Genomic DNA, 23,542 nt, shown 5'->3' with positions numbered 1-23,542 from the left:
CAAACAGATCGGCCTGATCGTCCGAGCTTGACGTGGGGAAGCTTCGTGATACGCATCCTGCTAGCCGAGGACATGCACATGGTTCGCGGGGCGCTGGTCGCCCTGCTGTCCCTGGAGGATGACCTGAAGGTGGTCGCGGAGGTCGAACGGGGTGACCACATCGTCCGTACGGCACTCGACTGCGACCCCGATGTCGCCATCATCGACGTCGACCTGCCCGGTCTCGACGGACTGAGTGCCGCGGCCCTGCTGGCCGAACAGCTGCCCTCGTGCCGCACGCTGATCCTCACGAGCCTCGGCCGGCCGGGGACGCTGCGCAAGGCGCTTGCGGCCCAGGTGGGCGGGTTCCTCCTCAAGGACGCGCCACCGGACCGACTGGCCGACGCGGTGCGGGAGGTCTCGGTGGGGAGGCGGGTGATCGACCCCCAACTGGCCCTGGCGGCCTTCGACAACGGCGAGAACCCGCTGACCCCCCGTGAGGTCGAGGTGCTGCGGATGGCCGCGGACGGAGCGGAGGCGGCGGAGATCGCCGCACGGCTGTTCCTCTCCGTGGGCACCGTGCGGAACTATCTGACAACGGTCGTTACCAAACTCAACGCGCGTAACCGGGTCGACGCGATCCGGGTCGCCCGGGAGAGCGGCTGGCTGTAAGGCGCCGGATTCGGGGGCGCTGCCGGCCGGTTCATCCGGCGGCGGGCCACCGGACCGGGGCCACCGCCCGCAGGACGAACCAGCCCGCCTCGTTCACCCCGGTCGACAGGCTGCCACCGATCGACGTCAGCCGGAACTGAAGGTTCCCCAGGCCGCTGCCGTCCGGGATCGCGGGCGCGCCGTCGGGGCTCTGCGCGATGGGCTGCACCCCGTCGTTGGCGATGGTGAGGACCAGCTCGCCCAAGGCCGTCGTCCAGCTTTCGAGCCGGCAGCGCTCCGCCTTGCTGTGACGCAGCAGATTGGTGATGGCCTCCCGGAGGACGGTCGCCATGATGGTGTTCACCTCGCCCTCGGTGGGCGCGCCCCGGAAGTCCGTCGTCACCTGGATACCGGCGGCCTCCAGCACCGACTGCGCCGACACCGCCTCCGTGGCCAGCGACATGTCCCGGTAGCCGCGGGCGACCGTGCGGACGTCGGCGAGTGCCTGGCGTGAGATCTCCAGGATGCTCTTCATCTCCTCCAGGGCGCGATCGGGAGTCGCGGGCACGAGGCGGCACGCCAGCTCGCTCTTGAGGGTGACCGCCGACAGGCTGTAGCCGAGCAGGTCGTGCAGGTCCCGGGCGAACCGCAGCCGTTCCTGGCTGACGGCCAGCCGGGCGAGCTCCGCCTGCGCCGCCTGTACGTCGACCACGAGCTGGGCGAGGCGGCTCAGCCCGTACACGATCAGGCCCGTCAGCACGGTGGAGACGGTGATGTCGGCCGAGTCCGTGGCACTCATACCGAGCATCGGCCCCGTGGCGGCCGCCGTCATGGTGATGAGCCCGAACAGCGGCCAGGCCAGTACGGGTCTGAGGACCAGCAGCAGGGAGGCACCCAGGAACCCGGCCATCTCGCCCCACCCGAGCCCCAGGGCGAACAGCGGCAGATAGGTCAGCACGGCCTGCAGGCTGAGGGTCCACCGGTACCAGCGGGCCCGGAAGTGCCGCAGGCGGTACGAGGAGTGGACCAGCTGGAGAAGGCCGATGAGGGCGAAGCTGAGACCCGAGACGACGAGGACGAACGCGCCCGGTTCCTGGGCCATGACGTTCAGGAAACCCACCAGGACGAAGCCGCACTCGACGATCACGACGACGCTCAGGGCGAGCCGGGGTGGCGGGGCGTTCAGGCCCAGTGCGCGCACGGCCGTCGAGAGGGCCGAACCAGCGGTGCCGGCGCCGCCGGTGGAGATGTCCCGAGGGGATGTGTCGGTGTCTCTCCCCGAGCGCGGCGCAGCTGCCCCCATGAACGTCCCCCACAACGCGTACCGGATCAAGTGCTCTCAGTTTAGGTGGAGTGGCTGAAATTCGAAGGGGGGAATGCGGGGCTCATGAACTAACTGTGGGAGAACTGGGAGAAGTTGATGACGGTTCGGGCGGTGTGCCCAGGATGAAGCCCCCGACGCTTGGCTCGATCCGCCAGTCCGTGCCGGTGGTGCGGGCGGCCAGTTCGATGTCGCCGCTGCCGAGGGCGCAGGAGGCCAGGCCCATCGCGGTTCCGATCAGGTACAGGTTCTGGATCACCGCGCCGACGTGCTTGAGCGTCAGCGCGTAGGGCAGGCCGCTGTACTTCCACGCCAGGCGGTGGATGCGCGAGGTGATGGTGATGACCACGGCGGGCGGCTCGGTCAGCCCGGCGGTGACCTGTGCCTCCGCGAGCCGCTCGGGCAGCGTCGGGTCCGTCTCGCCGTCACCGAGCCGCACCAGGCAGTGCTCCAGCGGGGCGTAGTAGTAGGTGCCCGGCGGGACGTCGGCGCAGTCCCGGACCGTGAGGTAGAACTCCAGCTCGTAGGCGTTGGCGCCACTGGGATACGGGCGGTCGCTGAACGACTCCGTGTGACCGCTGTCGTCGGGCGACTCGTACAGGCTGCGGATCCTGAGCGCCCGGTACAGGAACTCGCCGAGCACCGCGGCCGTGAGCCGGTCCGGGCCGAAGGAGCGGACGGTACGGCGCTCCTCCAGCACGGTGGTCAGCGGCGGGTCGCTCGCCGCCACCTCGGTCAGGGAGGGCCGGGCGAGGGGGAGACGCGGGCCGTCCGGCAGCGGCTTGACGGCCGGGGCGGGGGCCGTACGCTGGGCGAGCGGGTACGTGGCGCCGAAGTCCGCGTCGTGCCTGCCGAGCGTCGAGCGGCTGTGGAAGAACAGGTCGACGGCGGACCACGACAGCAGCGCCGGGTCCTGGTCCTCGGCGAAGTGCGGGACCGCGCCGCCGCCCGCCGGGGCGTCGCCCTGCGTGCCCTCCCCGGTGTGCGGCCGTTCCGCGGGGACCACCATGCCGGTCGCCAGCAGATGGGCGACGATGCCCGAGATCACCGGGACGCTCAGCGGTACGGAGGCCGCCATCTGGTCGATGGTGACCGGACGGCCGAGCATGCCGATCAGCCAGGAGACCTCCGGGCCGTGCACCACCACGCGATACAGCGACGCGGGGGACTCCAGGACGAAGCCCTGGCCCTCGCTGCGCAGGAACGCGAAGCGGGACAGCCGCACCGGATGGCACCGGTCGGCCGCGACCGGGCGGTAACGGGCCGACCGGGCGATCGGGACCACCGACATCAGCAGACGGTCGGACTCCTCCATGCTCAGCGAGCGCACCACCAGGTGCTGCAGCCGGTGCAGCACCGCGAGGATCTCCGTCTCCGGACCCCCTGAAGGAGGGTGCATGGAGTCGTCGGCCGTCAGCCCGGCCACCGCGTTGGCCAGCGAGATCGGGCCGAGGCTCATCCGGCGCAGCGTCTCACGCACCGACGGGCCCGCCCCGCGCAGCCGCACTTCCCCCCACCGTCCGGAGAGCACCACGCAGCCGCTCGGGCCGCTCGTATCCACCAGGACGTCCTCACGTAGCGACCAGAAGGAGACACAGCGCCTCTCGGTCTGCGCGGTCACGGCGGTGCTGAACGGGCTCACAACGGACATGGCGGCTCCTACGGTGTACCAGGCGACGGCGGTGGGGGACGCTGCGCGGCTCGGGCGGACGCGGATAGGCGGTGAGGGGGTGAGTCGAGCGGGCGGGGAGACGGTCAGGGGCAGGCCGTCAGGGACAAGCCGTCAGGGGGAGGAGACGAACAAAAGCGGACGGACAGGGGGCGGCGAACAGGGTCAGGCAAACACGGAAACGGCTGTGTGAGGGTGCACAGCCGTCGTGAGCTGATCGGCACTGATCGGCATACAGGATTGTTCGGGCATCGAGGGCACTAAGACAGTGTTCGTTTCACGGCTCCCATGTGAATCCGTCATGGGTCGCCACCTCGGTAATTCACATGCGGCCAATGAAGCGCTCACTGGGGCGGCGTGGGCCGAAGTGCCATCGTTGAGCGCCGAGGAAGCCGAGCGGTTGGGGCTGCCGAGTGGTACTGGCTGAAGGGAGAACCAGATGGAGATCCGGGTCCTGGGGCCGCTCGTCGCCCAGCTCGACCGTACGTCCGTGGTACCCAGCGCGGCCAAGCCCCGTCAGGTGCTCGCCCTGCTGGCCCTGCACGCGGGCCAGGTCGTGACCGTGTCCACCCTGCTCGACGAACTGTGGGGGGACGCGCCGCCGCGCACCGCGCCCGCCACGCTCCAGACCTACATAAGACAGTTGCGCCGCATGCTGGCCTCGGCCCTGGGCCCGGCCGCCGTGCGCGGCCCCAAGGACGTGCTGTGCACGCGCTACGGCGGCTACGCGCTGGACGTGGCGCACGCCGGTGACGCGGTGGAGTTCCAACAGCTGAGTGTGGCCGGGCAGATGGCGCTGCGCGAGGGAGCCACCCGTGAGGCCTCCCAGCTGCTGCACCAGGCGTTGGGGCTGTGGCGGGGACCCGCCCTGGCCGATGTACAGATCGGCCGCGCCCTGGAGATCGAGGTGGTGCGGCTGGAGGAGACCAGGCTCGGCGCCCTCGACGCCCGGATCGAGGCCGACATGCGGCTCGGCCGGCACGCCCTGCTCCTGGGCGAGCTGACCGCGCTGGCCGCCCAGCACCCGCTGCACGAGACCGTGCACGCCCAACTCATGCTGGCGCTCTACCGCTGCGGCCGGCCCTCCCACGCCCTGAGCGCCTACCAGCGGCTGCGCACCTCCCTGATCCGCGAGCTCGCCCTGGAACCGTCGATGCGGCTCCAGCGCCTGCACCAGGCCATCCTCCAGGCCGACCCGGCCCTGGAGTCACCGGACCCTCCGGCGGTCGGCGACGACTGGTCCACCCTGCCCCTGACGGCTGCTTCGGCCTGAGCCGGTCCACTCCTTTCGGAGCGTTTGGCGGTCCTTAAGCGCTGCTTGAGACGCTGCGTCCACCAGGGGCCCCGCTCATTCGGTGGCCACCGCGTACCGAGAGGAGATCGGGGCACTATGACGCGATACCTGAGGCGCGGTGGAACGGGCGACGCCAACCGCCTCCGTATGTTCTGCTTCCCCTTCGCGGGCGGCGGCGCCTCCATCTACGCGGGGTGGCAGCGTCGGCTGGGAACCCAGGTGGAGATACTGCCGGTACAACTGCCCGGCCGCGAGGGCCGGATGGCGGAGCCGCGCTTCACCGATCTCCCCGCGCTCGTCGAGGACCTGGACCGCGAGCTCGGCGACGAACTCGACCGTCCCCATGTGGTGTACGGACACAGCATGGGTGCCCTCATCGCCTTCGCCCTGGCCCAGTACCGCCAGGCCCGCGGCGAACGGCTGCCCCTCGCTCTCCTCCTCGGAGCCCACCGCGCCCCGCACCTGCCGCCCCCGCCGATCACCCACGGCTATGTGGCCGACGACAGCGAACTGGTGCGAAGACTCGCCTCCTTGGGCGGACTGCCCCAGGTGCTGCTGGACCGCCCGGACTGGCTGGCGGCTCTGCTGCCCGTCGTCAGGGACGACCTGCTGCTCTGCGAGGGTGCCGGGGGCGTGGACCGTACCCCGCTGCCGATTCCGTTGCACACCTTCGCCGGGGCCGACGACCGGCTGGTGACCGTCCCGGAGGTACGGGAATGGTCCCTGTACTCCACCCGGGACAGCGAGACCGTGGACGTGCCGGGCGGCCACTTCTTCATCAGGGAGCAGGAGACCGCCTTCCTCGACCGGCTCTCGGACGTGGTGAGCCGTTACGTCGACATCGTCGATCTGATGGGCATGGACCTGGTGGGCGCGCCGGTCGACTGACCGCCGGACCCGCACACGAAGCGGCGGCCTCTCCTCGAACACGTTTGGGGAGGGGGGCCTTTCGGTATTCCGGCGCGGCCGCCGTTTGCCGCCGCGCAAGCCGTACTTCAGCGGTGCTCCCTACGGTCACGTCGGCGCTGCCCTCGGGCGAGTGGCGGCGAACCGAACACCGAAGGAGGTGCCATGGAGATCCCGGTACGCCTGCGACAGGCCCGCTCCGCGCTGCTGCTGGTCTTTCTCGTCCACGGAGCGGTCTTCGCCCTGCTGGTCACCCGTATCCCGGCGATCCAGGATCGTTACGGCCTCAGCGACGCCCAGCTCCCGATGTTCCTCGCGGCCGTACCGGCCCTGGCCGGCGTCGGCAGCATCACCGTCTCCCGAGTGGTGCGCCGGGTTCCCGCCCCCGTGGTGGTACGCGTGATCCAGCCCGTGATCTGTCTGTGCCTGGTCGGGGTCGGGGCGGGCGAGACCTTCTGGCAGCTCGCGGTCTGCCTGGCCGTCTTCGGGCTGCTGGTGGGCGCCCTGGAGGCGAGCCTGAACATGACGGGCGTCGGGATCCAGCGCGGCTACGGGCGCAGCATCATGCTGGGCTTCCACGGCGCCGCCAGCCTCGGCGGCATCCTCGGCGCCGTGCTCGCCTGGGCCGGAGCCAACTGGGACCTGTCCCTGCTCACCCTCTTCGCCGGTTCGGTCACCCTGCTGCTGCCGGTCGCGATGTCGGTCGCCCCACGCCTGACCCGACAGGCGGACGCAGGGGCCGGACCGGACGGATCGGCCGGACCGGCCACGGAGCAGCACTCCCCGCAGTCCACTCGCCCGCGGGGAGTGCCCTGGAAGCCGCTGCTGCCGCTCTGCCTGATCATGGCCGTGTCCGTCGTCGCCGACTCCACCGCCACCAACTGGAGCGCCAAGTTCCTTGAGGACACCCTGAACAGCTCGGAGGCGATGGCGACCGTGCCGTACGCCCTCTACATGGCGGCCACTCTGGTGGGCCGCGGGCTTGGGGACGGCTGGGTGCAGCGGTGGGGAGCGGCGGCCGTGGTGCGGGCGGGCGCCCTGCTCACCGCCGTCGGGTTCGCCATCGTCGCCGCCGCACCTGAACCCCTGACCGGTGCCTTCGGTTTCGCCGTCCTCGGCGCGGGGCTGTCCGTGATCCTGCCCCAGATCTTCGTGATCGGTGCGCAGCGGCTGCCGGGGGCGCCGGACACCGCCGTGGCCCGCGTCAACCTCTTCAACTACGTGGGCTTCCTGATCGGCCCGCCCCTGGTCGGGGCCATCGGGGCGGCCGTCTCCTACCGGGCGGCCATGTGCGTGCCGCTGGTGCTCATCCTGAGCGTCGTCCTCGTCGCCCGGTCGCTGACTCCGTCGGACCCGGCCAAGTCCGTCTCCGTCTCCGTCTCCGACTCCGACTCCGATTCCGAATCGGGCTCGGGCACCGGCTCCGGCTCTGGCTCCAGTTCCAGTTCCGGTTCCGGTTCCGCCTCGCCCGTCCCGCGGTCCGAGGCGACCACGACAACCACCGGCTGAGGGACACCAGTTGACGGCTGACGGCTGACGGCGCCGGGTTCTCCCTCGCCGTCCGCCCGGAACCGTGCCCCGGCTGCCCGAGCGGCAGCCGGGGCACGGCCGTCTCCGCCCAGCCCGGTAACCCGTACCCCGGCCCCGTACCCCGGCCCGCCAGGTCTTTAGCCAGGCCAAAGCACCAGCGCCGACGATCACGGAAGGGCGGATTCCAGGACCCCGGCCGTGCGCCCCGCCGGACCGCAGACACCGAGGAGCAGCGATGACCGCGACCATGGTCGGTTCCCTCCCTGCCTCGGCGCTGATCGACGACGCCGTCGGCACGGAGAGCGCTCCCAGGGTCGACAACGCGGCCGAGGTGTGCCTGACGGCGGCCGTGGCCCGGCACCCCGACGCCCCGGCCGTACGGGACCGCTACGGGCGGTGGACCTACGCCGAACTCGACGCCGCCGCCGACTCCTTCGCCCGTGAGCTGGACGGCTACGGCATCCGGCTCGGCGACCGGGTGCTGGCCCGCGTCGACAGCATCCGGGAGTTCACGGCCGTGCTCTACGGCACCTGGCGGCGCGGAGCCGTCCTGGTGCCGGTCAACCCGGGCATGAAGGCCTTCCACCTGCGTGCCGTGCTCGCCGACTGCGGGCCCTCGCTGATCGTCGTCGACAGCGGGGAGCGCACCGGCGCCGACGGTCTCACCTGGCCGTCCGGGGTGCCGGTCGCCGTCGCCGGCGAGCTGGACCTGTCCGGACCCGCCGACCCCGCCGCCCGTGCCCAGGCCGTGGTCCCCGCCGACCGGCTCGCCCTGCTCGTCTACACCTCGGGCAGCACCTCGGCGCCCAAGGCGGTGGCCTGCCCGCACGGCCCCGTGGTGTTCGCCGCGCGCGCCATCCAGGCCCGGCTGAACTACCGTACGGACGACGTCGTGCTCACCGCCGTCCCCCTCTCCTTCGACTACGGCCTCTACCAGGTCCTGCTCAGCGCGCTGGCCGGCGCCGAGCTGCTGCTGTCGGGACCCGCCGACCATGCCCGGCTGCTGGGCTTCGCCCGGGACCACGGCGCGACCGTCGTACCGCTCGTGCCGTCGCTGGGCGAACTGCTGGTCAAGCTGGCCACCCGCGACCCGCGGCCCACCCGCGTCCGGCTGTTCACCAACACCGGGGCCGCCCTCAGCCCCTCGCTCACCGCCTCGCTCCGGGAGACCTTCCCCGGTGCGTCGGTGGCGCCCATGTACGGCACCACCGAGTGCAAGCGCATCACCATCCTGGAGCCGGACGGCGATCTCGCCCGCCCCGGCTCGGTCGGGCCCGCGCTGCCCGGCACCGAGGTGTTCGTCGTCGACGATGACGGACGGCCCCTCCCGACGGGTGAGACCGGCGAGATCGTGGTGCGCGGCCCACATGTGATGGCCGGTTACTGGAGGGCCCCCGAGCAGACCGCCCTGCACTTCCGGCAGGAGCGGGACGGTGGCCCGGTCAGCCTGCACACCGGTGACTACGGCCGGCTCGACGAGGACGGGCACGTCTATTTCCAGGGCCGCAGGGACGACCTGTTCAAACGGCGCGGCTCGCGGATGAGTTCCGTCGAGATCGAGGCCGCCGTGCTCGACATCGACGGCGTACAGGAGGCCGCGCTGCTCGTCCCGAAGGACGACCGTGACATGGCCCTCTTCGTCGTCCCCGAGACACCGGACGTGACCGGCGAACAGGTGCTGGCCCGCCTCGGGGACCGCCTCGAAGCGGCCAAGGTGCCCGACGTCTGCCATGTCCTGACCGCCCTGCCGCTCACCCCCACCGGCAAGACCAACCGCAAGGAGCTGCGCCGACAGCTCATGGAGGACACCGATGTCCGCTGACAAGAACCCCACGCGGCGCTCCGGCGACGACCTGACGCTCCGTCGGCTCGTCGACCGGTACGGCAGCCCGCTCTACGTCTACGACCTGGCCCGTGTGCGCACCGCCCTGGAGGACCTGCGCGCGTCCCTGCCCCAGCCGGCCCGTATCTACTACTCGCTCAAGGCCAACGCGCACCCCTGCCTCGTCTCCGAACTCCGGCGGGGCGGAGCCCGCGCCGAGGCGACCTCGCGGGGCGAACTGGCCGCGGCCCTTCGGGCGGGCCATTCGGCGGCGGAGCTGATGTACTCCGGCCCCGGCAAGGCCCCGGCGGAACTCGGCGAGGCCGTCGCGGCGGGCGTACGCACCTTCTCCGCCGAGTCGTTCGGCGACCTGGAGCGGATCGGGGCCGCCGCGGACGCCCTGGGTGTGACCGCGGACTGCATGCTGCGGATCAACGCCGCCGGCGCCCCCGGCCAGGACGAGCCGTGGATGACGGGCGGCCCGTCCCGGTTCGGCTTCGACCTCGACGAGCTGGCGGAGCACGGGGGCGCCCGGCTCCTGGTGAAGGGCGTGCGGATCATCGGCATGCACTTCGTCCCGCTCACCAACGCCGGGAACGAGCAGGTCCTCCTCGCCGAGCTGGCCCAGAGCGTGCGCACCGCCGCCCGGCTCCGGGACGAACTCGACATCCCGCTGCACCTGCTGGACCTCGGCGGAGGGTTCGCCGCCCCGTACGCGACCCCCGGCGAGCGGCCCGTCTACCCGGGGCTGCGCACGGCGTTGTGCGCCGTCCTAGACGAGCACCTCCCGGGCTGGCGGCACGGCGAACCGGTGGTCGCCTTCGAGTCCGGGCGCCATCTGGTCGGCGACAGCGGGCGGCTGGTCGTCACCGTCACCGATGTGCGGAACAGCCGCGGCAGGACCTACGCGGTGCTCGACGCGGGCGTCAACCATCTGGGCGGTCAGTCCGGCCTGGGCCGTCTCCTGCCGCTCTCCGCCCAGCCACTGACCGCCCCCGACCGCGTGGCGGACGACACGGGGGCCGGTGATGCGGGGATCGGTGACACGGGGACTGGCGACACGGGGGTCAGTGACACTGGGACTGGCGACACGGAGGCAGCCGAAGCGTCCTTCGTGACTCTCGCCGGGCCGCTGTGCACGCCCGCCGACGTGCTGTCCCGCGCCGTCGACCTGCCCGGGGTGAGCCCGGGCGACCTGCTGGTCTTCCCCAACGTGGGTGCCTACGGACTCTCCGCGAACCTGCTCGGGTTCCTCGGCCATCCGGCCCCCGTCGAGGTCGTCGTGGACGGCGGCGAGACCGTCTCCGCCACCCGCCTGACCCTGAGCCGCCGCACCGCCGAACCCCGCACCGAGCCCCTACCGAACCCCGCACCGCATCCGGTACGGAAGACACCACCTCCCTGACCGGGACGGCCGAGCCCCGGCCGAGCGGCACCCCAAGGCCCACAGCCCTTCCCGGCGCTGTGGGCCCGCCCCCGCCGGTTCAGGCGCCCTTTATCGGTGCACAAGGCGCTCCTGCAACGGTCGCCTGGCAGCCCGACACCCGACACGTCTGCGAAGTCCGAAACCCTGGAGGCCACACGATGGACACCGCCTCATCGCCGTCCGCCGAGACCGAGACCAAGACCGGGACGGAGCCTGGACTCCAGTACCCCTTCCACCGTCCCTCGGCCGTGGAGGTGCCGCCCGTCTACGAGGAGCTGCGCGCCAAGTGCCCGGTGGCCAAGGTCCAGCTGCCCACGGGTGACGACGGGTATGTGGTCAGCCGTTACGACGACGTCCGTACCGTCCTGGCCGACCCCCGCTTCAGCCGTGCCGCGATGCTGGCCGAGGGGGCCCCGCAGCTCACCCCGGCCCCGCCCGTGCCCGGCAGCCTGTTCACGATGGACCCGCCCGAGCACACCAGGCTGCGCAAGCTCGTCTCGCGTGAGTTCACCGCGCGCCGGGTGCAGAACCTCCGCCCCCGTATCCAGGAGCTCACCGACCAGCTGCTGGACGAGATGGAGAAGCAGGCCCCGCCACTCGACCTCAACCCGGCCTTCGCGTTCCCGCTGCCGGTGATGGTCATCTGCGAACTGCTCGGCGTTCCCTTCGAGGACCGGGAGAAGTTCCGCGGCTGGTCCGACGCCTTCGTCTCGCTCACCGCGCACACCGCCGACGAGGTGATGGCGCAGCGGATGTCGATGGTCCAGTACCTGGGCGAGCTGGTGCAGCGCAAGCGCGAGGAGCCCGCCGACGACCTCATGAGCGCCCTGGTCTCCGTGCACGACGAGGACGGCGACCGGCTCAGCGAGCACGAGCTGATCATCATGGGTATCACGCTGCTGGTGGCCGGGCACGAGACCACCGTCAGCATGATCGGCAAGTGTGTGCTGACGCTGCTGCGCCACCCCGAGCACCTGGCCGCGCTGCGGGAGCAGCCCGAGATGATCGAGCACGTGGTGGAGGAGCTGCTGCGGGTCAACCCCATCGGTGACGGCGGCCCGTTCCGCATCACCCTGGAGGACGTCGAGATCGGCGGCACCACCATCCCCAAGGGCAGCGGTGTGATCGCGGCGGTCGCCTCCGCCAACCAGGACCCGGACCGCTTCGGGGACGAGCCCGAGGCCTTCGACCCGTCCCGGTCCTCGGCCACCGCTCACGTCGCGCTGGGCCACGGCCCGCACTTCTGCCTGGGTGCCGCTCTCGCCCGGGCCGAGCTGCAGATCGCCATCTCCTCGCTGGTCCGCCGCTTCCCCAAGCTGAGCCTGGCCGACGAGGTCGACAACCTCTCCATGACCAGCGGCATGATGGTGCACGCCCTGAACCGTCTGCCCGTCACCTGGTGAACCACCGGCCCCGGTGAACGGCTCGCTGCCCGGGTTCCCCGACGGGAACCCGGGCAGCGGTCTGTCGTACGCCGTCCGGTGCGACGGATCAGTTGTGCGAGGCCGGCTGCTGCATGATGCGCTGGGCCACGGTCGGACCCGGCTCCTGCACCTGGAAGTACGCCCTGGCCAGCACCCGCTGCTGCAACGCCCGGTTGCCGTTCACGATCCGGTAGAGGGACCGGCGGCCCAGACCGCCCAGCCGGCCGTCGAGTGCGAAGAGCCGTTCCTGGCGCAGCTGGAGGGCACGCGAGAGACGTACCGCTTCCTCACGCGACTGCTGGAACTGTTCGCAGGCCCGTGTCAGTGCGTCCGCGCCGCCGCCGTCGGCCATCGCCTCCTCGACCAGCGGCGCCAGGGTGACCGCGTCGATGATCGCGTGGTTGACGCCCTGACCGAGGATCGGGGTCAGCGTGTGCGCGGCGTCGCCCATGAGGACCAGACCGGGCATGGACCAGCGGGGCACCACGGTGGTGAAGATGTCCAGCATCGAGGTGTCCGACCAGGCCTGCACCTCCTTGCGCACCGAGGCCGACAGCTCGGGGGCGAGCCGGTCCAGCTTCTCGTGCAGCGCGCTCAGCCCCTGGGCGCGCAGGTCCCTCAGACCGCCCTTGGCGATGTTCAGGCCCACACGCACGCTGTCCGGGTGGGTGGGGATGAACAGCCCGTGCTCACCGCCCCGGATGCGGATGCGGTACGTGTGGCTGTCCCACTCCTCGGGGAAGGGCAACCGCAGCCAGATGACGTCCCGGTCCAGCGGCTGCTTCTCGTACGCCAGCCCGGACATCTCCCGGACCTTGCTGAACCGTCCGTCGGCCGCCACCGTCAGGTCGGCCCGCACGATGAGCTCACCGTCGGGGGTGCGGGCGCGCACACCGGTCACCGGGCCGTTCTCGCCCTCCTCCCGGAGCAGGCCCACTGCGGTGGCCGACTGACGGAGCGTGAAACCGGAGTGCTCCCGTCCGACGTCGGCGAGGGCGGACAGCAGAGCGGGCTGGGGCAGCTCCACCGGGTAGGGGTGGGGGTAGGGGAAGTCGGAGAAGTCGACGTTCAGCACGGCGCTGCCGGCGTCGAGGATCTCCAAGTGGTGCACCTGCGCGTACGTTCCGTCGAGGCGGCCGAGCAGTCCGAGCCGGTCCAGCAGCCACACCGAGTCCGGGGACACCGACTCGCCGCGGAACGACCGGTTGAAGTGCCCGCTCTGCTCCAGCACCACCACGGACACGGAACGCTTGGCGAGCTCCACGGCCAGGGCGAGCCCGGCGGGTCCTCCTCCGACCACGCACACCTGTGCGGTCAGCTCTGCTGTCATCGTTTTGCCGCCCCTCCAGGGAAAGTCATGGTCGGTCGATCGTGGGACGGCGGACTAAAGCTCCCCTTGCAGCGGCCCGGCGACCGAGGCCGCGCACCCCAGCCCGGCGGCGGTCAGGGCACCCAGGTGAGCCAGAGGGCGCCATGCCGCTAGGGGCCGCGGGGAAACCAGGGGATACGGGGATACAGGGGGGAACCGCTGGGCGGGGCCGGCCGCCGCGGCCTGGGCGGGCGGAGAAATCCGACTCCTGATCATCACCGCATCGGGTGAATCGGCCCCCTGGTCGGCCCTCGCGGCACGGCGCTCCCGCCCCGGCATTTTGAGTTCAGGGTTTCCTGAATTCAGGAATTTGTGTACCGTCGGCCTCATGCTGTCCATCGCCTCGGACTCTGCCTCCGACACAGACACAGACACAGACACAGACACCGACACCGACATCGACACCGCCAGCGACATCGACGCCCTGGCCCGGTTCGGCCGTGCGCTCGCCGACCCGATCCGCTGCCGCATCCTGCTCGCCCTGCGCGAAGCCCCCGCACACCCGGCCGACCTGGCCGAGGAGCTCGACATCTCCCGCACCCGGCTGTCGAACCACCTTGCCTGCCTGCGCGACTGCGGCATCGTCGTCGCGGTCCCCGAAGGCCGACGCGTGCGCTACGAACTCGCCGACGCCCGCCTCGGTCACGCCCTGGACGACCTGCGCGGCGCGGTCATCGCCGTGGAGGCCGACCGCACCTGCCCGGACGCCGACGAGAAGGGATGCTGCTGATGATGGCGATTGCTCTCGGCCCGAGCCCGCAGCGCGCCACCCAACTGGCCCGTCGCATAAGGCTGCTGGTCGCCGTCACGATCACCTACAACGTGATCGAGGCAGTCGTCGCGATCACCGCGGGCACGATCGCTTCCTCCACCGCCCTCATCGGCTTCGGCCTGGACTCGGTCATCGAGGTCTCCTCGGCGGCGGCCGTCGCCTGGCAGTTCTCCACCGCCGACCACGCCCTCCGCGAAGCCCGCGAGAAGACCGCCCTGCGCGTCATCGCCGTCTCCTTCTTCGCGCTCGCCGCGTACGTCACCGTGGACTCCGTCCGCGCGCTGGCGGGCACCGGCGAGGCCCGGCACTCCACCCCCGGCATGGTGCTGGCCGCCCTGTCCCTGCTCGTGATGCCGTTCCTGTCGGCGGCCCAGCGCCGCGCCGGACGCGAACTCGGCTCCGCCTCGGCGGTCGCCGACTCCAAGCAGACCCTGCTGTGCACCTACCTGTCCGGCGTGCTGCTCGTGGGCCTGCTCGCCAACTCCCTGCTCGGCTGGTCCTGGGCCGACCCGATCGCCGCCCTGGTGATCGCCGCCGTAGCCGTCAAGGAGGGCCGCGAGGCGTGGCGCGGTGACAGCTGCTGCGCGGTACCGGCCGCCGGCACCGTCCCCCAGGTGCAGCAGAACGAGGTGCAACAGGACGCGTGCGGCTGCGGCCCGGGCTGCGCGTGCCGCGCCCCGCTGAAGGAGGTGGGCGTACGGTGACCGGCTGGGCCTGGACGGCACTCGCGCTCTACGTGGGGTGGCTGGCCGCCGCCTTCGGCGTCCGCTCGATCATCCAGCGCCTCCGTACCGGTGACACCGGCTTCCGCGGCCTGTCCCGCGCGTCGGGCCGGGCCGCCCGTGGGGCCGGAGTGCTCTTCGTCGCGGCACTCCTCGGCGCCGTCGTCGCACCCGCCGCGACCCTGGCCGGTCTGCCGGTCCTCGTCGAGGACGCTCCGGCCCTGTACGGCACCGGGACGGCGATCACCGTGCTCGGCATCATCGCCACGCTGATCGCGCAGGGAGCCATGGGAACGTCCTGGCGCGTCGGCGTGGAGCAGGGCGAACGGACCGCACTCGTCACGAGGGGCCCCTTCTCGTACGTACGGAACCCGATCTTCACCGCGATGGGCATCACCGGGACCGGACTCGCGCTCATGGTGCCCAGCGTCCTGGCCCTGGCTGCCCTCGTCGCGCTGGCTGTCGCCGTCGAACTGCAGGTACGGATCGTCGAAGAACCCTACCTACGGACGGTGCACGGCACGGACTACCTCACGTACGGAGCCACGACCGGGCGCTTCGTGCCCGGCGTGGGGCAGTTGAGGTCCGGCGAGAGGAGCCCGGACACCGAGTGACGATCAGGCGGGTATCCGCTCCAGCACTCCGCCCGCGAACACGTCGTACAGCGGCAGGGTCTCCAGGTGGACGTAGCCGATGTGGCAGTCGCAGAGGGCCAGCGGGCAGGCTCGGGGCCGCAGTGCCTTCCGGTAGGAGCCGTCGTAGAGGTTGCCCAGCTCCGAGCGGACGAAGTGGCAGCGGCGGACCGTGCCCTCGCCGTCCACCGATATGACGGACTCGCCCGTCCGGCAGGGCAGGCCGACGCTGCGATGCGCGTGGCGGCTGTACGGGAAGAGCGGGTCCAGGGCGGTCCACTCGTCCGCCTCGGCATCGGTGTACGTATGGCCCTCGGCGGCGTTGACCCACAGGTACACATGGGCGGGGAGGTCGGCGCGCAGGCGGCGCGCGTGCTCCAGGTGCTCGGGAAGGCCGACGACGCCGACGCTGTGGCGGACACCGCGGGCGGCCAGGTCGTGGCACTTGCCCAGGAAACGGTCGTACGGCGTCTGCCCGGGGTGGAAGGTGCACCACAGGGCGACGGTGTCCAGGTCGGCGTCGGCGAGCCAGTCCGTACGGCAGCTGAGATTGGTCTGGATCGCCACCCGGCGGATGTGCGGCAGCCGGCTCAGCTCCACGAGCGTCCGCCGGTACCAGGAGCGCACCAGGCCCTCGCCCCACGGCGTGAACAGCAGGGAGAGCTGGTCTTCGTGCTGCTCGGCCGCCCAGGCGGCGAAGCGCTCCAGCGCGGCGCGGTCCGCGGTCAGTTGGGCACGGCTGTCCCGTCGCTTGGCGAAGGGGCAGTACGGGCAGTCGTAGTCGCACGACGCCAGCGGACCGCGGTAGAGGATGGTGAGGTCCATGCTGGCTCCGTCACTTCGGTTCGTACGAGGACATGCGCTCCCGCACGGCCGGGGAGAACAACTCGGGCCCCAGCGCGTCGGAATGGGCCAGCCCCTCCGGGGACAGCCGCAGCACGCCCTGTCCCGCGGAGTCGTCCAGCCAGCCCCGGTCACCGAACCGCTCCACCTCGGAGGGGAAGTCGTCGGCGGCCGAGGTGCCGAAACGGGCCCTGTAGTCGGCGACGGGCATGCCCTCGGCCTGCAGCAGCGACTGCAGCAGATGGCGGCGCCGGGCCTCCCCGGCGTCCATCCGCCGGCCGAAGTCGGCGTGACGGAAGTCCTCGACCCCGCGGGCCGTGTAGTCGTCGATGATCCGGCGTATCTGGTGCATGTCCACGGCGTAGTCGAAGGAATAGTGCAGCGCGGAGGTGTAGGAGCGGGCGCCGCAGCCGAGGCCGACCATGCCGTCGGTCTGGCACGCGTAGTCCTCCCCGCCGGTGGTGGGGGCATCCGCGCGGCGGAACATGCGCATCGACACCTGTTCGTAGCCCCGCGCGAGCAGATGGTCGCGGCCGTGGCGGTACAGCCGCAGCCGCTGCTCGTCCCACTCGGCGTCGCCGGGCTCAGGCCCTAGGTGCCGGCCGAGACCGGTGAGCGGGCGGACGTAGAGGGGATAGAGGTACAGCTCCTCGGGCCGCCAGGCGAGGGCCGCGTCGAGGGAGTGGCGCCAGGATTCCTCGGTCTGGCCGTCGATGCCGTAGATGAGGTCGATGTTGAGGACGGGGATTCCGGCGTCACGGATCCTGGCGAGGGCTGCCTCGACGTCCGCCCGGCGCTGCGGGCGTACGGCCGTGCGCGCCTCGGTGTCGACGAAGCTCTGCACGCCCAGGCTCAGCCGTGTGGTGCCGCGCGCGGCCAGCACGGCCAGCCGGTCGGCGGTCGCGGTGGCGGGCGAGGCCTCCACGGACAGCGCGATCGCCGAAAGATCGGCGCCCAGGCCCTGTTCGGCCAGATCGCACAGTCGCTCCAGCTCGGCGGCCTCCAGGAACGTCGGGGTGCCGCCACCGAAAGCCGCGTTGGCGAACCCCGCCCCTTCGCCCAACGCCTCGCGCACCGCGGCCGCCTGACGTTCCAGCGCGTCCAGGTAGGCCGTGGTCAGGCCGTCGGGCGCCCCGATCCGGGTGAAGAGGTTGCAGAAGCCGCAGCGCACCTCGCAGAAGGGGATGTGGAAGTAGAGCGACAGGGCGTTCTTCGGCTCGTCCGCCCACAGGTCGCGCAAGGACGCGTCGTCCCGGCGCAGCGGGCGGTACGCGGTCTTGTGCGGATACGCGTAGACGTAGTGCTGGTACGGGCGGACGGCGGACGAGGCCGGGGTTTCGGTGATGGCTGCTTCGGAGATTGCCGTCTCGGAGATGGCCGTTTCGGCGCTGGTCATGAGGCCTCGTCGAGGAAGAAGTGGGCGTAGGGCACGGTCCAGACGACGTCATGGCCGATGCGGTGGCCGCTGTAGCCGTCCTCGCCGTACGCGGTGCCGTGGTCGGAGCAGACGATGGCGAAGCACGGGCGGCGGCTGCGGACGGCCGCGAAGAGCCGTCCCATGTGCCGGTCCACGTACTCAAGGGCCGCGGCGTGGGTGGCCCGGGAGTCGCCCGCATCACGGGTGGCGCCGGGCAGATGGAACCAGTTGGGCTGGTGCAGCGCCGACACGTTCACGAAGAGGAACAGACGCTGTTCCTGCGGGAGCCCGGCGACGACCTGCTCGGCGCGGGCCACCTGCGCCTCGAAGGACGTGGGGGAAGGCACTCCGAACTCGGGCTCCCAGTGGCTCTCCTGGAACATCCCGGGCAGGACGGAGCCCAGCGGTCCCCGCTTGTTGAAGAAGCCGACGCCGCCGATGCACACGGTGCGGTAGCCGGCGGCGGCCAGACCCGACACCAGGTCGGGCGTGTCGTGGACGAAGGTGTCGGGCGCGGTGGTCTCGCTGCCCTCGAAGCGGGCGGCGAAGAGACGTGGGTGCGGTCCCGGTGCGGCCGGTGTCGGCAGGAAGCCCGCGAACATCGCCTGGTGGGAGGCGTAGGTGAAGCTGCCCGGGGCGTGCCGGCGCTCCCAGACGCCGCCGGGCAGGTGCCGGGCGAGGTTCGGGATACGGCCGTCCGCCGCCAGTTCCTGGGCCACGTCGTAGCGGAGCGTGTCGAGCGTGACCAGCAGGAGGTCGTGACTGCCCACCACTTCGTTCATGTCGATCACGTCGTTCATGTCGTTCATGTCGATCGGCGGCGTCATGAGGGTGCTCCTTGCGCCGCGCGCGTCCGCGCGGGGGTTGTTTCGCACGTCGGTACGGGCGTCGTTTCGTGCGTCCGCGCGGGGGTCGCCTCGCTCATCCGCGCAGGGGTCGTTTCCCTCATCCGCGCGGTGGCGGGTCCGGCGGCGACCTGCGCGGCGTACGTGTCCAGGCCCTCGGCGCCGCTGCCGGGCATGCCGGTCAGACGGGGCAGCAGATCCCCGAAGGCGTTCACCTCGCCGACGGCGAAGCGGCGCCACCCGGTGGACGGCAGGACGTCCACGCCCACGCACAACGTGCCCGGGAAACACGCCGCCGCCCGCTCGGCGGCGTCCAGCACCTGGTCGAAGCCGCCGCCCGCGGCCCGGATCGCCTCGCGTGCCGCGTCCAGGTCACCGCGGGCGCCACCCAGGTGCAGATTCGTCATGGGGTGACGGCTGGTCCGCACGACGGCGTGCGTGGCGCGTCCGGCGACCACGACCACCCGGAGATCGGCGGCACGGCCGCCCAGCGAGGCCTTCGGCAGCCACTGCTCGACATGGAGTCCGTCCGGCGCCAGGGCATCGACGAGGGCGGCGACCTCGGGCTCCGAGGCGTACTGCCGCACCCGCAGGGAGTTGAAGAGCCGGCCGTCGGAGGCGGTCTCCACGGAGGTCGTCGCCCTGACCCGGCCGGGGCTCGCGACCGAGAGCGCCACGACACCGGACGCCGACGAACCGTGCGCCGGCTTCACGAACGCCCGCGAGATGCGCCCGGCCCTCAGCTTCTCCCGCAGCTCGTCCCAGCCGCCGAGCGGGCCCGTCAGAGCGGGAGGCACCGGGACACCCGCGGCGGCGAGCCGGGCATGGCAGCGCCGCTTGTCGAACATCACCGCGACGTCCTCGGCATCGGCGGAGGTCACCGCACCCGCACGGCGCGCCGCGCCCGTCACATCCCGGACCGCCGCCGTGAAGCGCCGGTACCAGAGGGCCGTTCCCTCCACCCGGGTGGGATCGTCGGTGTTCCGCAGCAGCCGGTCGACCTCGGCGTTCTCACCGGGCGAGTCGATCCGTACGAACTCGCCCGGCCGGAACGCGAACCGCCCGCGCAGCACATCGCGCCACGCCAGAACACGCGGTTCCGTGTGCCCCGCCGCGCGGACGGCGTCGGCGAACATCGTCGTCCGCCGGTTCTCCGGATTGCCGACGACGGCGAACCGAAGGCCGGTGCCGGGAGTGTGGCTACTCGGAGACAGCGACATAGCGCCACTCCTCGTTCTGCCGGCGATGCGGAGTCTGATGCTCGGACAGGTCCACCTCGGCCCCCGCTGCGCCGAAGGCCGTACGGACCCGGTCGGCCATGGCGTCACTCAGGAAGTGGTGGTGCAGGTCGAGCCACTTGAGATCGGTCAGCGGCTGGCCGCCGAGCAGGGCTTCGGCACCGCTGTCGGTGAGGGTGCCCATGGACAGGCTCAGCGATTCGAGCTGGGCGACGACGGGGGCCGCGGCGACGGCGATGGCGATCTCGTCCTGCAACTCGCTGTCCTGCAGCCCGAGATGCCGCAGCGCCGGGAACCGGCCGCCGGACAGGATCGGAGCGAGGTCGGAGACGGTCGCGTCGCCGCCGTAGTGCGACACCCCGAGCCACAGCTCCAAGTGCTCCAGAGCGGGCAGTTCGCACGCTCCGACGGCCCGCACCACCTGCGCGGGCAGGCCTCCCGACTCGAACCGCAGCACGCGCAGCGCCTCGTGGCGCACCGGGCGCAGCGACAGGGCCTCCTCGCCGAGCCCCTGGGAGTCGCCGCCGCGGACGCAGAACTCCTCCAGCAGCGGAAAGGCCTCCAGGACGGGGGTGACATCGGTGAGCTGCAGCCAGGAGATCTCACACTCCTCGCCGGTCACATCGGCCAGGAAAAGAGCGCGCAGCGCGGGGAAGCGCTCCGCGTCGGCCAGGATCAGCTCCAGCGCCGGACGCAACTCGGTGTACTCGCCGTCCCACCACGGCCCGATGACCAGAGCCCGTACATCCGGGCTCGGCACCCGGTCCATGAAGCTCCGCCACAGCTCGGGGAACGGCAGCTCCCCGGCCTCGTAGCAGTCCAGCCGCCAGGCCACGCCGTCCGCGGCCGGGAGCGGCTCCTCCCGGGGCTCCGGAAGAGAGAAGACGGGCAGCCCGTGAAAGGTCTCGAAGTGATCGGCGAAGGTCATGACCGCCTCATTCCGCGACCGCGGTGAAACGGTGGACGACGCCGTCGTCCTCCCACTCGTCGCCTGTCTCGGACAGGTCGACCTCCACGCCGGACGGCTCCAGCGCCGTCCGTATCCGCTGGGCCACCGGCTCCGTGACGAAGTTGTGGTGGAGGTCCAGCGAGTCCAGGTGGGTGAGCGGCTGGCCGCCGAGCAGCGCCGTCACGCCCTCGTCGGAGAGTACGCCGAGAGACAGGTCCAGCGAGGTGAGCTGGGCGACGACGGGGGCCGCGGCGACGGCGGTGGCGATCTCGTCCTGGATCTCGCTGTTGCGCAGGCCGAGGTGGCGCAGCGCCGGGAACTGCCCGCCGGCCAGGATCGGTGCGAGATCGGAGACGGTCGCGTCACCGCCGTACTCCTCCACACCGAGCCACATGTCGAGGTGCTCCAGCGCGGGCAGCTCGCTTGCGGCGACCCCGCGCACCACCTCGCCGGGCAGGCCTCCGGCCTCGAAGCGGAGGGTGCGCAGACGCTTGTGCCGGATCGCGGGGAAGCGCAGTGCGGTGCCGCCGCGGACCCCGAACTCCTCCAGCAGCGGATAGGCATCGAGGACCGGCGTCACATCGGACTGCTCGATCCAGGAGATCTCGGCCTCCTCCATCTCCAGGTCACCGATGAAGACAGCCTGAAGGCCCGTCAGCCGCTCCCGGGCATCGACCAGCAGCTGCACGATGACGCCGGAGTCGTTGTCGTAGGGCTCGTCCCACTGGCCTACGACTATCGCGCGGACACCCGCAGGGTCCACGGAGTCGAGGAAGCGGCCCCACAGGTCGCTGAACTCCTCATCCGAGCCGCCCCTGTAAGGATCGACGGCCAGCCGCCAGGCGACTGCGCCTGCCTCCGGCAGCTCCTGCTGCGCGCCGGGCACGGGGAAGTCGAAGGCCGGAAGGCCGTGCAGTTCCTGCAGATGCTCGACGCGGGACATATCGCTGGCCTCCAGAGGCGGATGAACGTGGTGCGCTGCCTGCGGAGAGTTCTACCAACCCGCACTGACAACGCCCTGCACGGGCCGCCCGGGTTCGTCGGGAGGCCGGTCCGAGGGCTGGCCCGGGGTCTGGTTCGGAGGCCGGTTCGGAGGCCGGTTCGGAGGCCTCGGAGGCCGGACAGGGGCCGGTCCGGGGGGCGTTGTCAGACCCCCCACGTAGCGTCGTGGTCATCGGGTCGGCGAGGCGCCGACGGCGAAGGGAGACACGCATGTACCGGCAGGGGGACGTCCTGATCGTGCCCATCGCGGAGGCGGTCGTGCCGCCGGGCACGGACCGGTTGCCACGGCAGCCGCGGGACGCTCGGGGAAGGCTCGTGCTGGCCCTCGGCGAGGTCACCGGACACGCCCACGCGGTGGTGGGGCCGGGCACCCTGGTCCGGGAGGCCGGGCCGTTCGGAGCCTCCTACCTCCATCTCCCGGACGGCGGGCGGGTGGTGCACGAGGAGCACGCCGCGATACCGCTGCCGAAGGGCTGGTACCGGGTGGTGCGGCAGCGTGAGTACGCGCCCGGCGCGGTACGCGTCGTGGCGGACTGAGGCAGAGGGAACAGAACGATGACGACAGCGACCCAACCCACACAGACCGACGCGACGACCACACAGTCCAACGCGACGACCGCACAGACCGACGTGACGGCGGTGTGGCGCGGGGTCGCGGCGGCGACCGGCCCGGCGGACCGCACGAAGGCGGAGGAAGGCGTGCGCCTGGCCTACCGGCTGGCGGGCCTGCCCGAGCCGGAGCGCATCGTCTGGGCGGGCTCGCCCCGCGAGGGGGTGGAGCTGGCCGCACGGTTCACGGCGGAGGGCACGGCCGGCCGCAGTGTCCGCGACGAGGTGCGTACGCGGCCGTGGGCAGCCGCACGCAAGCAGCTTGCCCACCGGCTCGGGCCGGCCGGCTGGGCCGAGCACTGGGCCTTGACGGGCGCTCAGCTGTGGGACACCACCGCCATGCTGACCGAGCGCATACGGACGGGCGTGGTCGAGGCCTCCAGTGGTGTGCCGGGAGGGGAGCAGCCCGTCCGTCTCATCATGCTCGACGCGGTCCTGGGACAGCACGACGCGCCCTGGCTGGCAGCCTTCGACGGCCAGGAAGGCGGGGAAGCGCTCGACGGAGTCGCCGCGGTCGCCCGCGCCGCGGGCTGGTGGTGGCCGTACGAGAAGACCGCGGTCGTCGCTGAACGCCCCGTGGAACTGCACCGCGACGAGGCAGGCCGGCTCGACCGCGGGGACGGCCCGGCACTCGCCTTCCCCGACGGGTTCGCGCTGCACGCCTGGCACGGTATGCCGGTACCCGCCGAGTTCCTCGACGGCCTCGCCACCCTGACCCCGCGGCGGATACGCGAGGAGGAGAACGCCGAGCTGCGCCGCGTGATGCTGGAGCACTACGGCTACGACCGCTACCTGGAGGAGTCCGGCGCGGAACCCGTGCAGCGGGACGAGGCCGGTGTGCTGTGGCGGATCGAACTGGAAGGGGACGAGCCCCTGGTGACGGTCGAGGTCATCAACTCCACCCCGGAGCCCGACGGCACCCACCGCACCTACTGGCTCCGAGTACCGCCCCGGACCCGGACCGCCAAGGAGGGCGTCGCCTGGACCTTCGGACTCGACGAGGCCGACTACACGCCGGAGAGGGAAACCTGAGCCGACTCCAGCGCGTCCGGGGCGATGGGGGTGAGATTGCCTCGGTGGTGGGTGCGGGCCGCTCGCGACGGCGCCGAGGGGCGCAGCCGG

General features: G+C 71.7%; 21 protein-coding genes. 12 read left to right on the top strand and 9 right to left on the bottom strand.

All coding sequences use genetic code 11. The features are described from left to right. Positions 1–45 precede the first annotated feature (45 nt). Positions 46–651: a DNA-binding response regulator gene (locus tag E0500_RS01860; protein ID WP_131569483.1), complete on the top strand. Its 606-nt coding sequence runs from the start codon at positions 46–48 to the stop codon at positions 649–651. 31 nt (positions 652–682) lie between these two features. Here the strand turns inward: E0500_RS01860 and E0500_RS01855 are convergent, their stop codons facing one another. Together E0500_RS01855 and E0500_RS01850 are read right to left on the bottom strand one after the other, a co-directional pair. Continuing rightward, on the bottom strand, positions 683–1,933 hold the full coding sequence (locus tag E0500_RS01855; protein ID WP_131569485.1) for a sensor histidine kinase: 1,251 nt from the start codon (positions 1,931–1,933) through the stop codon (positions 683–685). A gap of 82 nt (positions 1,934–2,015) precedes the next feature. Next, entirely contained in the window at positions 2,016–3,602 is a 1,587-nt protein-coding gene (locus E0500_RS01850; RefSeq protein WP_131569487.1) for a SagB family peptide dehydrogenase, read from the bottom strand. Between the two features lie 457 nt (positions 3,603–4,059). Between E0500_RS01850 and E0500_RS01845 the strand changes: the two genes are divergently transcribed. The 6 genes from E0500_RS01845 (at position 4,060) to E0500_RS01820 (ending at position 12,001) form a co-directional block, all read left to right on the top strand. Next, positions 4,060–4,893 (top strand): AfsR/SARP family transcriptional regulator, encoded by an 834-nt coding sequence (locus E0500_RS01845; RefSeq protein ID WP_131569489.1) that lies wholly within the window; start codon positions 4,060–4,062, stop codon positions 4,891–4,893. 117 nt (positions 4,894–5,010) lie between these two features. Then, positions 5,011–5,802, top strand: coding sequence for a thioesterase II family protein (locus tag E0500_RS01840; protein WP_258572590.1), 792 nt, complete (start codon positions 5,011–5,013; stop codon positions 5,800–5,802). Between the two features lie 183 nt (positions 5,803–5,985). Next, positions 5,986–7,329 (top strand): MFS transporter, encoded by a 1,344-nt coding sequence (locus E0500_RS01835; RefSeq protein ID WP_131569491.1) that lies wholly within the window; start codon positions 5,986–5,988, stop codon positions 7,327–7,329. A 256-nt stretch (positions 7,330–7,585) separates the two neighbouring features. Next, complete coding sequence (locus E0500_RS01830) at positions 7,586–9,172, top strand: class I adenylate-forming enzyme family protein (RefSeq protein WP_131569493.1); 1,587 nt, start codon at positions 7,586–7,588, stop codon at positions 9,170–9,172. Then, positions 9,162–10,577 carry an alanine racemase gene (locus E0500_RS01825; protein WP_131569495.1) on the top strand — a complete coding sequence of 472 codons (1,416 nt, stop codon included), beginning with the start codon at positions 9,162–9,164 and terminating at the stop codon, positions 10,575–10,577. The genes E0500_RS01830 and E0500_RS01825 overlap by 11 nt, the downstream gene beginning before the upstream one ends. Positions 10,578–10,756: 179 nt before the next feature. Further along, positions 10,757–12,001, top strand: a complete 1,245-nt coding sequence (locus E0500_RS01820; RefSeq protein ID WP_131569497.1) for a cytochrome P450 — start codon at positions 10,757–10,759, stop codon at positions 11,999–12,001. Positions 12,002–12,089: 88 nt separating this feature from the next. On the opposite strand, the gene E0500_RS01815 is transcribed toward E0500_RS01820, so the two are convergent. After that, on the bottom strand, positions 12,090–13,352 hold the full coding sequence (locus E0500_RS01815) for an FAD-dependent oxidoreductase (protein WP_181586837.1): 1,263 nt from the start codon (positions 13,350–13,352) through the stop codon (positions 12,090–12,092). A 436-nt stretch (positions 13,353–13,788) separates the two neighbouring features. Between E0500_RS01815 and E0500_RS01810 the strand changes: the two genes are divergently transcribed. Genes E0500_RS01810 through E0500_RS01800 form a run of 3 tightly spaced genes read left to right on the top strand, consistent with a single transcriptional unit; the run spans position 13,789 to position 15,499 of the window. Next, positions 13,789–14,121, top strand: a complete 333-nt coding sequence (locus tag E0500_RS01810; protein ID WP_131563707.1) for a helix-turn-helix transcriptional regulator — start codon at positions 13,789–13,791, stop codon at positions 14,119–14,121. Next, on the top strand, positions 14,121–14,867 hold the full coding sequence (locus tag E0500_RS01805; protein ID WP_131563703.1) for a cation transporter: 747 nt from the start codon (positions 14,121–14,123) through the stop codon (positions 14,865–14,867). Before E0500_RS01810 ends, E0500_RS01805 begins: the two co-directional genes overlap by 1 nt. Next, positions 14,864–15,499 (top strand): isoprenylcysteine carboxylmethyltransferase family protein, encoded by a 636-nt coding sequence (locus tag E0500_RS01800; protein ID WP_131563702.1) that lies wholly within the window; start codon positions 14,864–14,866, stop codon positions 15,497–15,499. The genes E0500_RS01805 and E0500_RS01800 overlap by 4 nt, the downstream gene beginning before the upstream one ends. A gap of 3 nt (positions 15,500–15,502) precedes the next feature. Here E0500_RS01800 and E0500_RS01795 read toward each other — a convergent pair whose 3' ends face one another. The 6 genes from E0500_RS01795 to E0500_RS01770 are packed head-to-tail and all read right to left on the bottom strand — an operon-like array spanning position 15,503 to position 21,752. Beyond that, a complete protein-coding gene (locus E0500_RS01795) occupies positions 15,503–16,342 on the bottom strand; it encodes an STM4011 family radical SAM protein (protein WP_131563701.1) in 840 nt (279 codons plus the stop codon). Between the two features lie 10 nt (positions 16,343–16,352). Then, positions 16,353–17,756 carry an STM4012 family radical SAM protein gene (locus tag E0500_RS01790; protein ID WP_131563700.1) on the bottom strand — a complete coding sequence of 468 codons (1,404 nt, stop codon included), beginning with the start codon at positions 17,754–17,756 and terminating at the stop codon, positions 16,353–16,355. Continuing rightward, positions 17,753–18,559, bottom strand: a complete 807-nt coding sequence (locus E0500_RS01785) for an STM4013/SEN3800 family hydrolase (protein WP_131563706.1) — start codon at positions 18,557–18,559, stop codon at positions 17,753–17,755. The genes E0500_RS01790 and E0500_RS01785 overlap by 4 nt, the downstream gene beginning before the upstream one ends. A 41-nt stretch (positions 18,560–18,600) precedes the next feature. Continuing rightward, positions 18,601–19,842, bottom strand: coding sequence for an STM4014 family protein (locus tag E0500_RS01780; RefSeq protein ID WP_181586836.1), 1,242 nt, complete (start codon positions 19,840–19,842; stop codon positions 18,601–18,603). After that, positions 19,823–20,788: an STM4015 family protein gene (locus tag E0500_RS01775; protein ID WP_131563699.1), complete on the bottom strand. Its 966-nt coding sequence runs from the start codon at positions 20,786–20,788 to the stop codon at positions 19,823–19,825. Before E0500_RS01775 ends, E0500_RS01780 begins: the two co-directional genes overlap by 20 nt. A gap of 7 nt (positions 20,789–20,795) precedes the next feature. After that, entirely contained in the window at positions 20,796–21,752 is a 957-nt protein-coding gene (locus E0500_RS01770) for an STM4015 family protein (protein ID WP_131563698.1), read from the bottom strand. A gap of 269 nt (positions 21,753–22,021) precedes the next feature. On the opposite strand from E0500_RS01770, the gene E0500_RS01765 reads away from it, so the two are divergent. Together E0500_RS01765 and E0500_RS01760 are read left to right on the top strand one after the other, a co-directional pair. Beyond that, complete coding sequence (locus tag E0500_RS01765; RefSeq protein ID WP_131563697.1) at positions 22,022–22,348, top strand: hypothetical protein; 327 nt, start codon at positions 22,022–22,024, stop codon at positions 22,346–22,348. A gap of 18 nt (positions 22,349–22,366) precedes the next feature. Further along, positions 22,367–23,452 (top strand): DUF6745 domain-containing protein, encoded by a 1,086-nt coding sequence (locus tag E0500_RS01760; protein WP_220140423.1) that lies wholly within the window; start codon positions 22,367–22,369, stop codon positions 23,450–23,452. Positions 23,453–23,542: the final 90 nt, after the last annotated feature.

The organism is Streptomyces sp. KM273126 (assembly GCF_004337435.2).
GTDB classification, from domain to species: Bacteria; Actinomycetota; Actinomycetes; order Streptomycetales; family Streptomycetaceae; genus Streptomyces; species Streptomyces acidicola.
This window is presented reverse-complemented; position numbering and strand designations above follow the sequence as displayed.

Excerpts from the sequence above, each read along its gene's own strand:
- E0500_RS01855 (WP_131569485.1), bottom strand. The coding sequence starts at position 1,933 with ATGGGGGCAGCTGCGCCGCGCTCGGGGAGAGACACCGACACATCCCCT.
- E0500_RS01850 (WP_131569487.1), bottom strand. The coding sequence starts at position 3,602 with ATGTCCGTTGTGAGCCCGTTCAGCACCGCCGTGACCGCGCAGACCGAG.
- E0500_RS01845 (WP_131569489.1), top strand. The coding sequence starts at position 4,060 with ATGGAGATCCGGGTCCTGGGGCCGCTCGTCGCCCAGCTCGACCGTACG.
- E0500_RS01840 (WP_258572590.1), top strand. The coding sequence starts at position 5,011 with ATGACGCGATACCTGAGGCGCGGTGGAACGGGCGACGCCAACCGCCTC.
- E0500_RS01835 (WP_131569491.1), top strand. The coding sequence starts at position 5,986 with ATGGAGATCCCGGTACGCCTGCGACAGGCCCGCTCCGCGCTGCTGCTG.
- E0500_RS01830 (WP_131569493.1), top strand. The coding sequence starts at position 7,586 with ATGACCGCGACCATGGTCGGTTCCCTCCCTGCCTCGGCGCTGATCGAC.
- E0500_RS01825 (WP_131569495.1), top strand. The coding sequence starts at position 9,162 with ATGTCCGCTGACAAGAACCCCACGCGGCGCTCCGGCGACGACCTGACG.
- E0500_RS01820 (WP_131569497.1), top strand. The coding sequence starts at position 10,757 with ATGGACACCGCCTCATCGCCGTCCGCCGAGACCGAGACCAAGACCGGG.
- E0500_RS01815 (WP_181586837.1), bottom strand. The coding sequence starts at position 13,352 with ATGACAGCAGAGCTGACCGCACAGGTGTGCGTGGTCGGAGGAGGACCC.
- E0500_RS01805 (WP_131563703.1), top strand. The coding sequence starts at position 14,121 with ATGATGGCGATTGCTCTCGGCCCGAGCCCGCAGCGCGCCACCCAACTG.
- E0500_RS01795 (WP_131563701.1), bottom strand. The coding sequence starts at position 16,342 with ATGGACCTCACCATCCTCTACCGCGGTCCGCTGGCGTCGTGCGACTAC.
- E0500_RS01790 (WP_131563700.1), bottom strand. The coding sequence starts at position 17,756 with ATGACCAGCGCCGAAACGGCCATCTCCGAGACGGCAATCTCCGAAGCA.
- E0500_RS01785 (WP_131563706.1), bottom strand. The coding sequence starts at position 18,559 with ATGAACGAAGTGGTGGGCAGTCACGACCTCCTGCTGGTCACGCTCGAC.
- E0500_RS01780 (WP_181586836.1), bottom strand. The coding sequence starts at position 19,842 with ATGTCGCTGTCTCCGAGTAGCCACACTCCCGGCACCGGCCTTCGGTTC.
- E0500_RS01775 (WP_131563699.1), bottom strand. The coding sequence starts at position 20,788 with ATGACCTTCGCCGATCACTTCGAGACCTTTCACGGGCTGCCCGTCTTC.
- E0500_RS01770 (WP_131563698.1), bottom strand. The coding sequence starts at position 21,752 with ATGTCCCGCGTCGAGCATCTGCAGGAACTGCACGGCCTTCCGGCCTTC.
- E0500_RS01765 (WP_131563697.1), top strand. The coding sequence starts at position 22,022 with ATGTACCGGCAGGGGGACGTCCTGATCGTGCCCATCGCGGAGGCGGTC.
- E0500_RS01760 (WP_220140423.1), top strand. The coding sequence starts at position 22,367 with ATGACGACAGCGACCCAACCCACACAGACCGACGCGACGACCACACAG.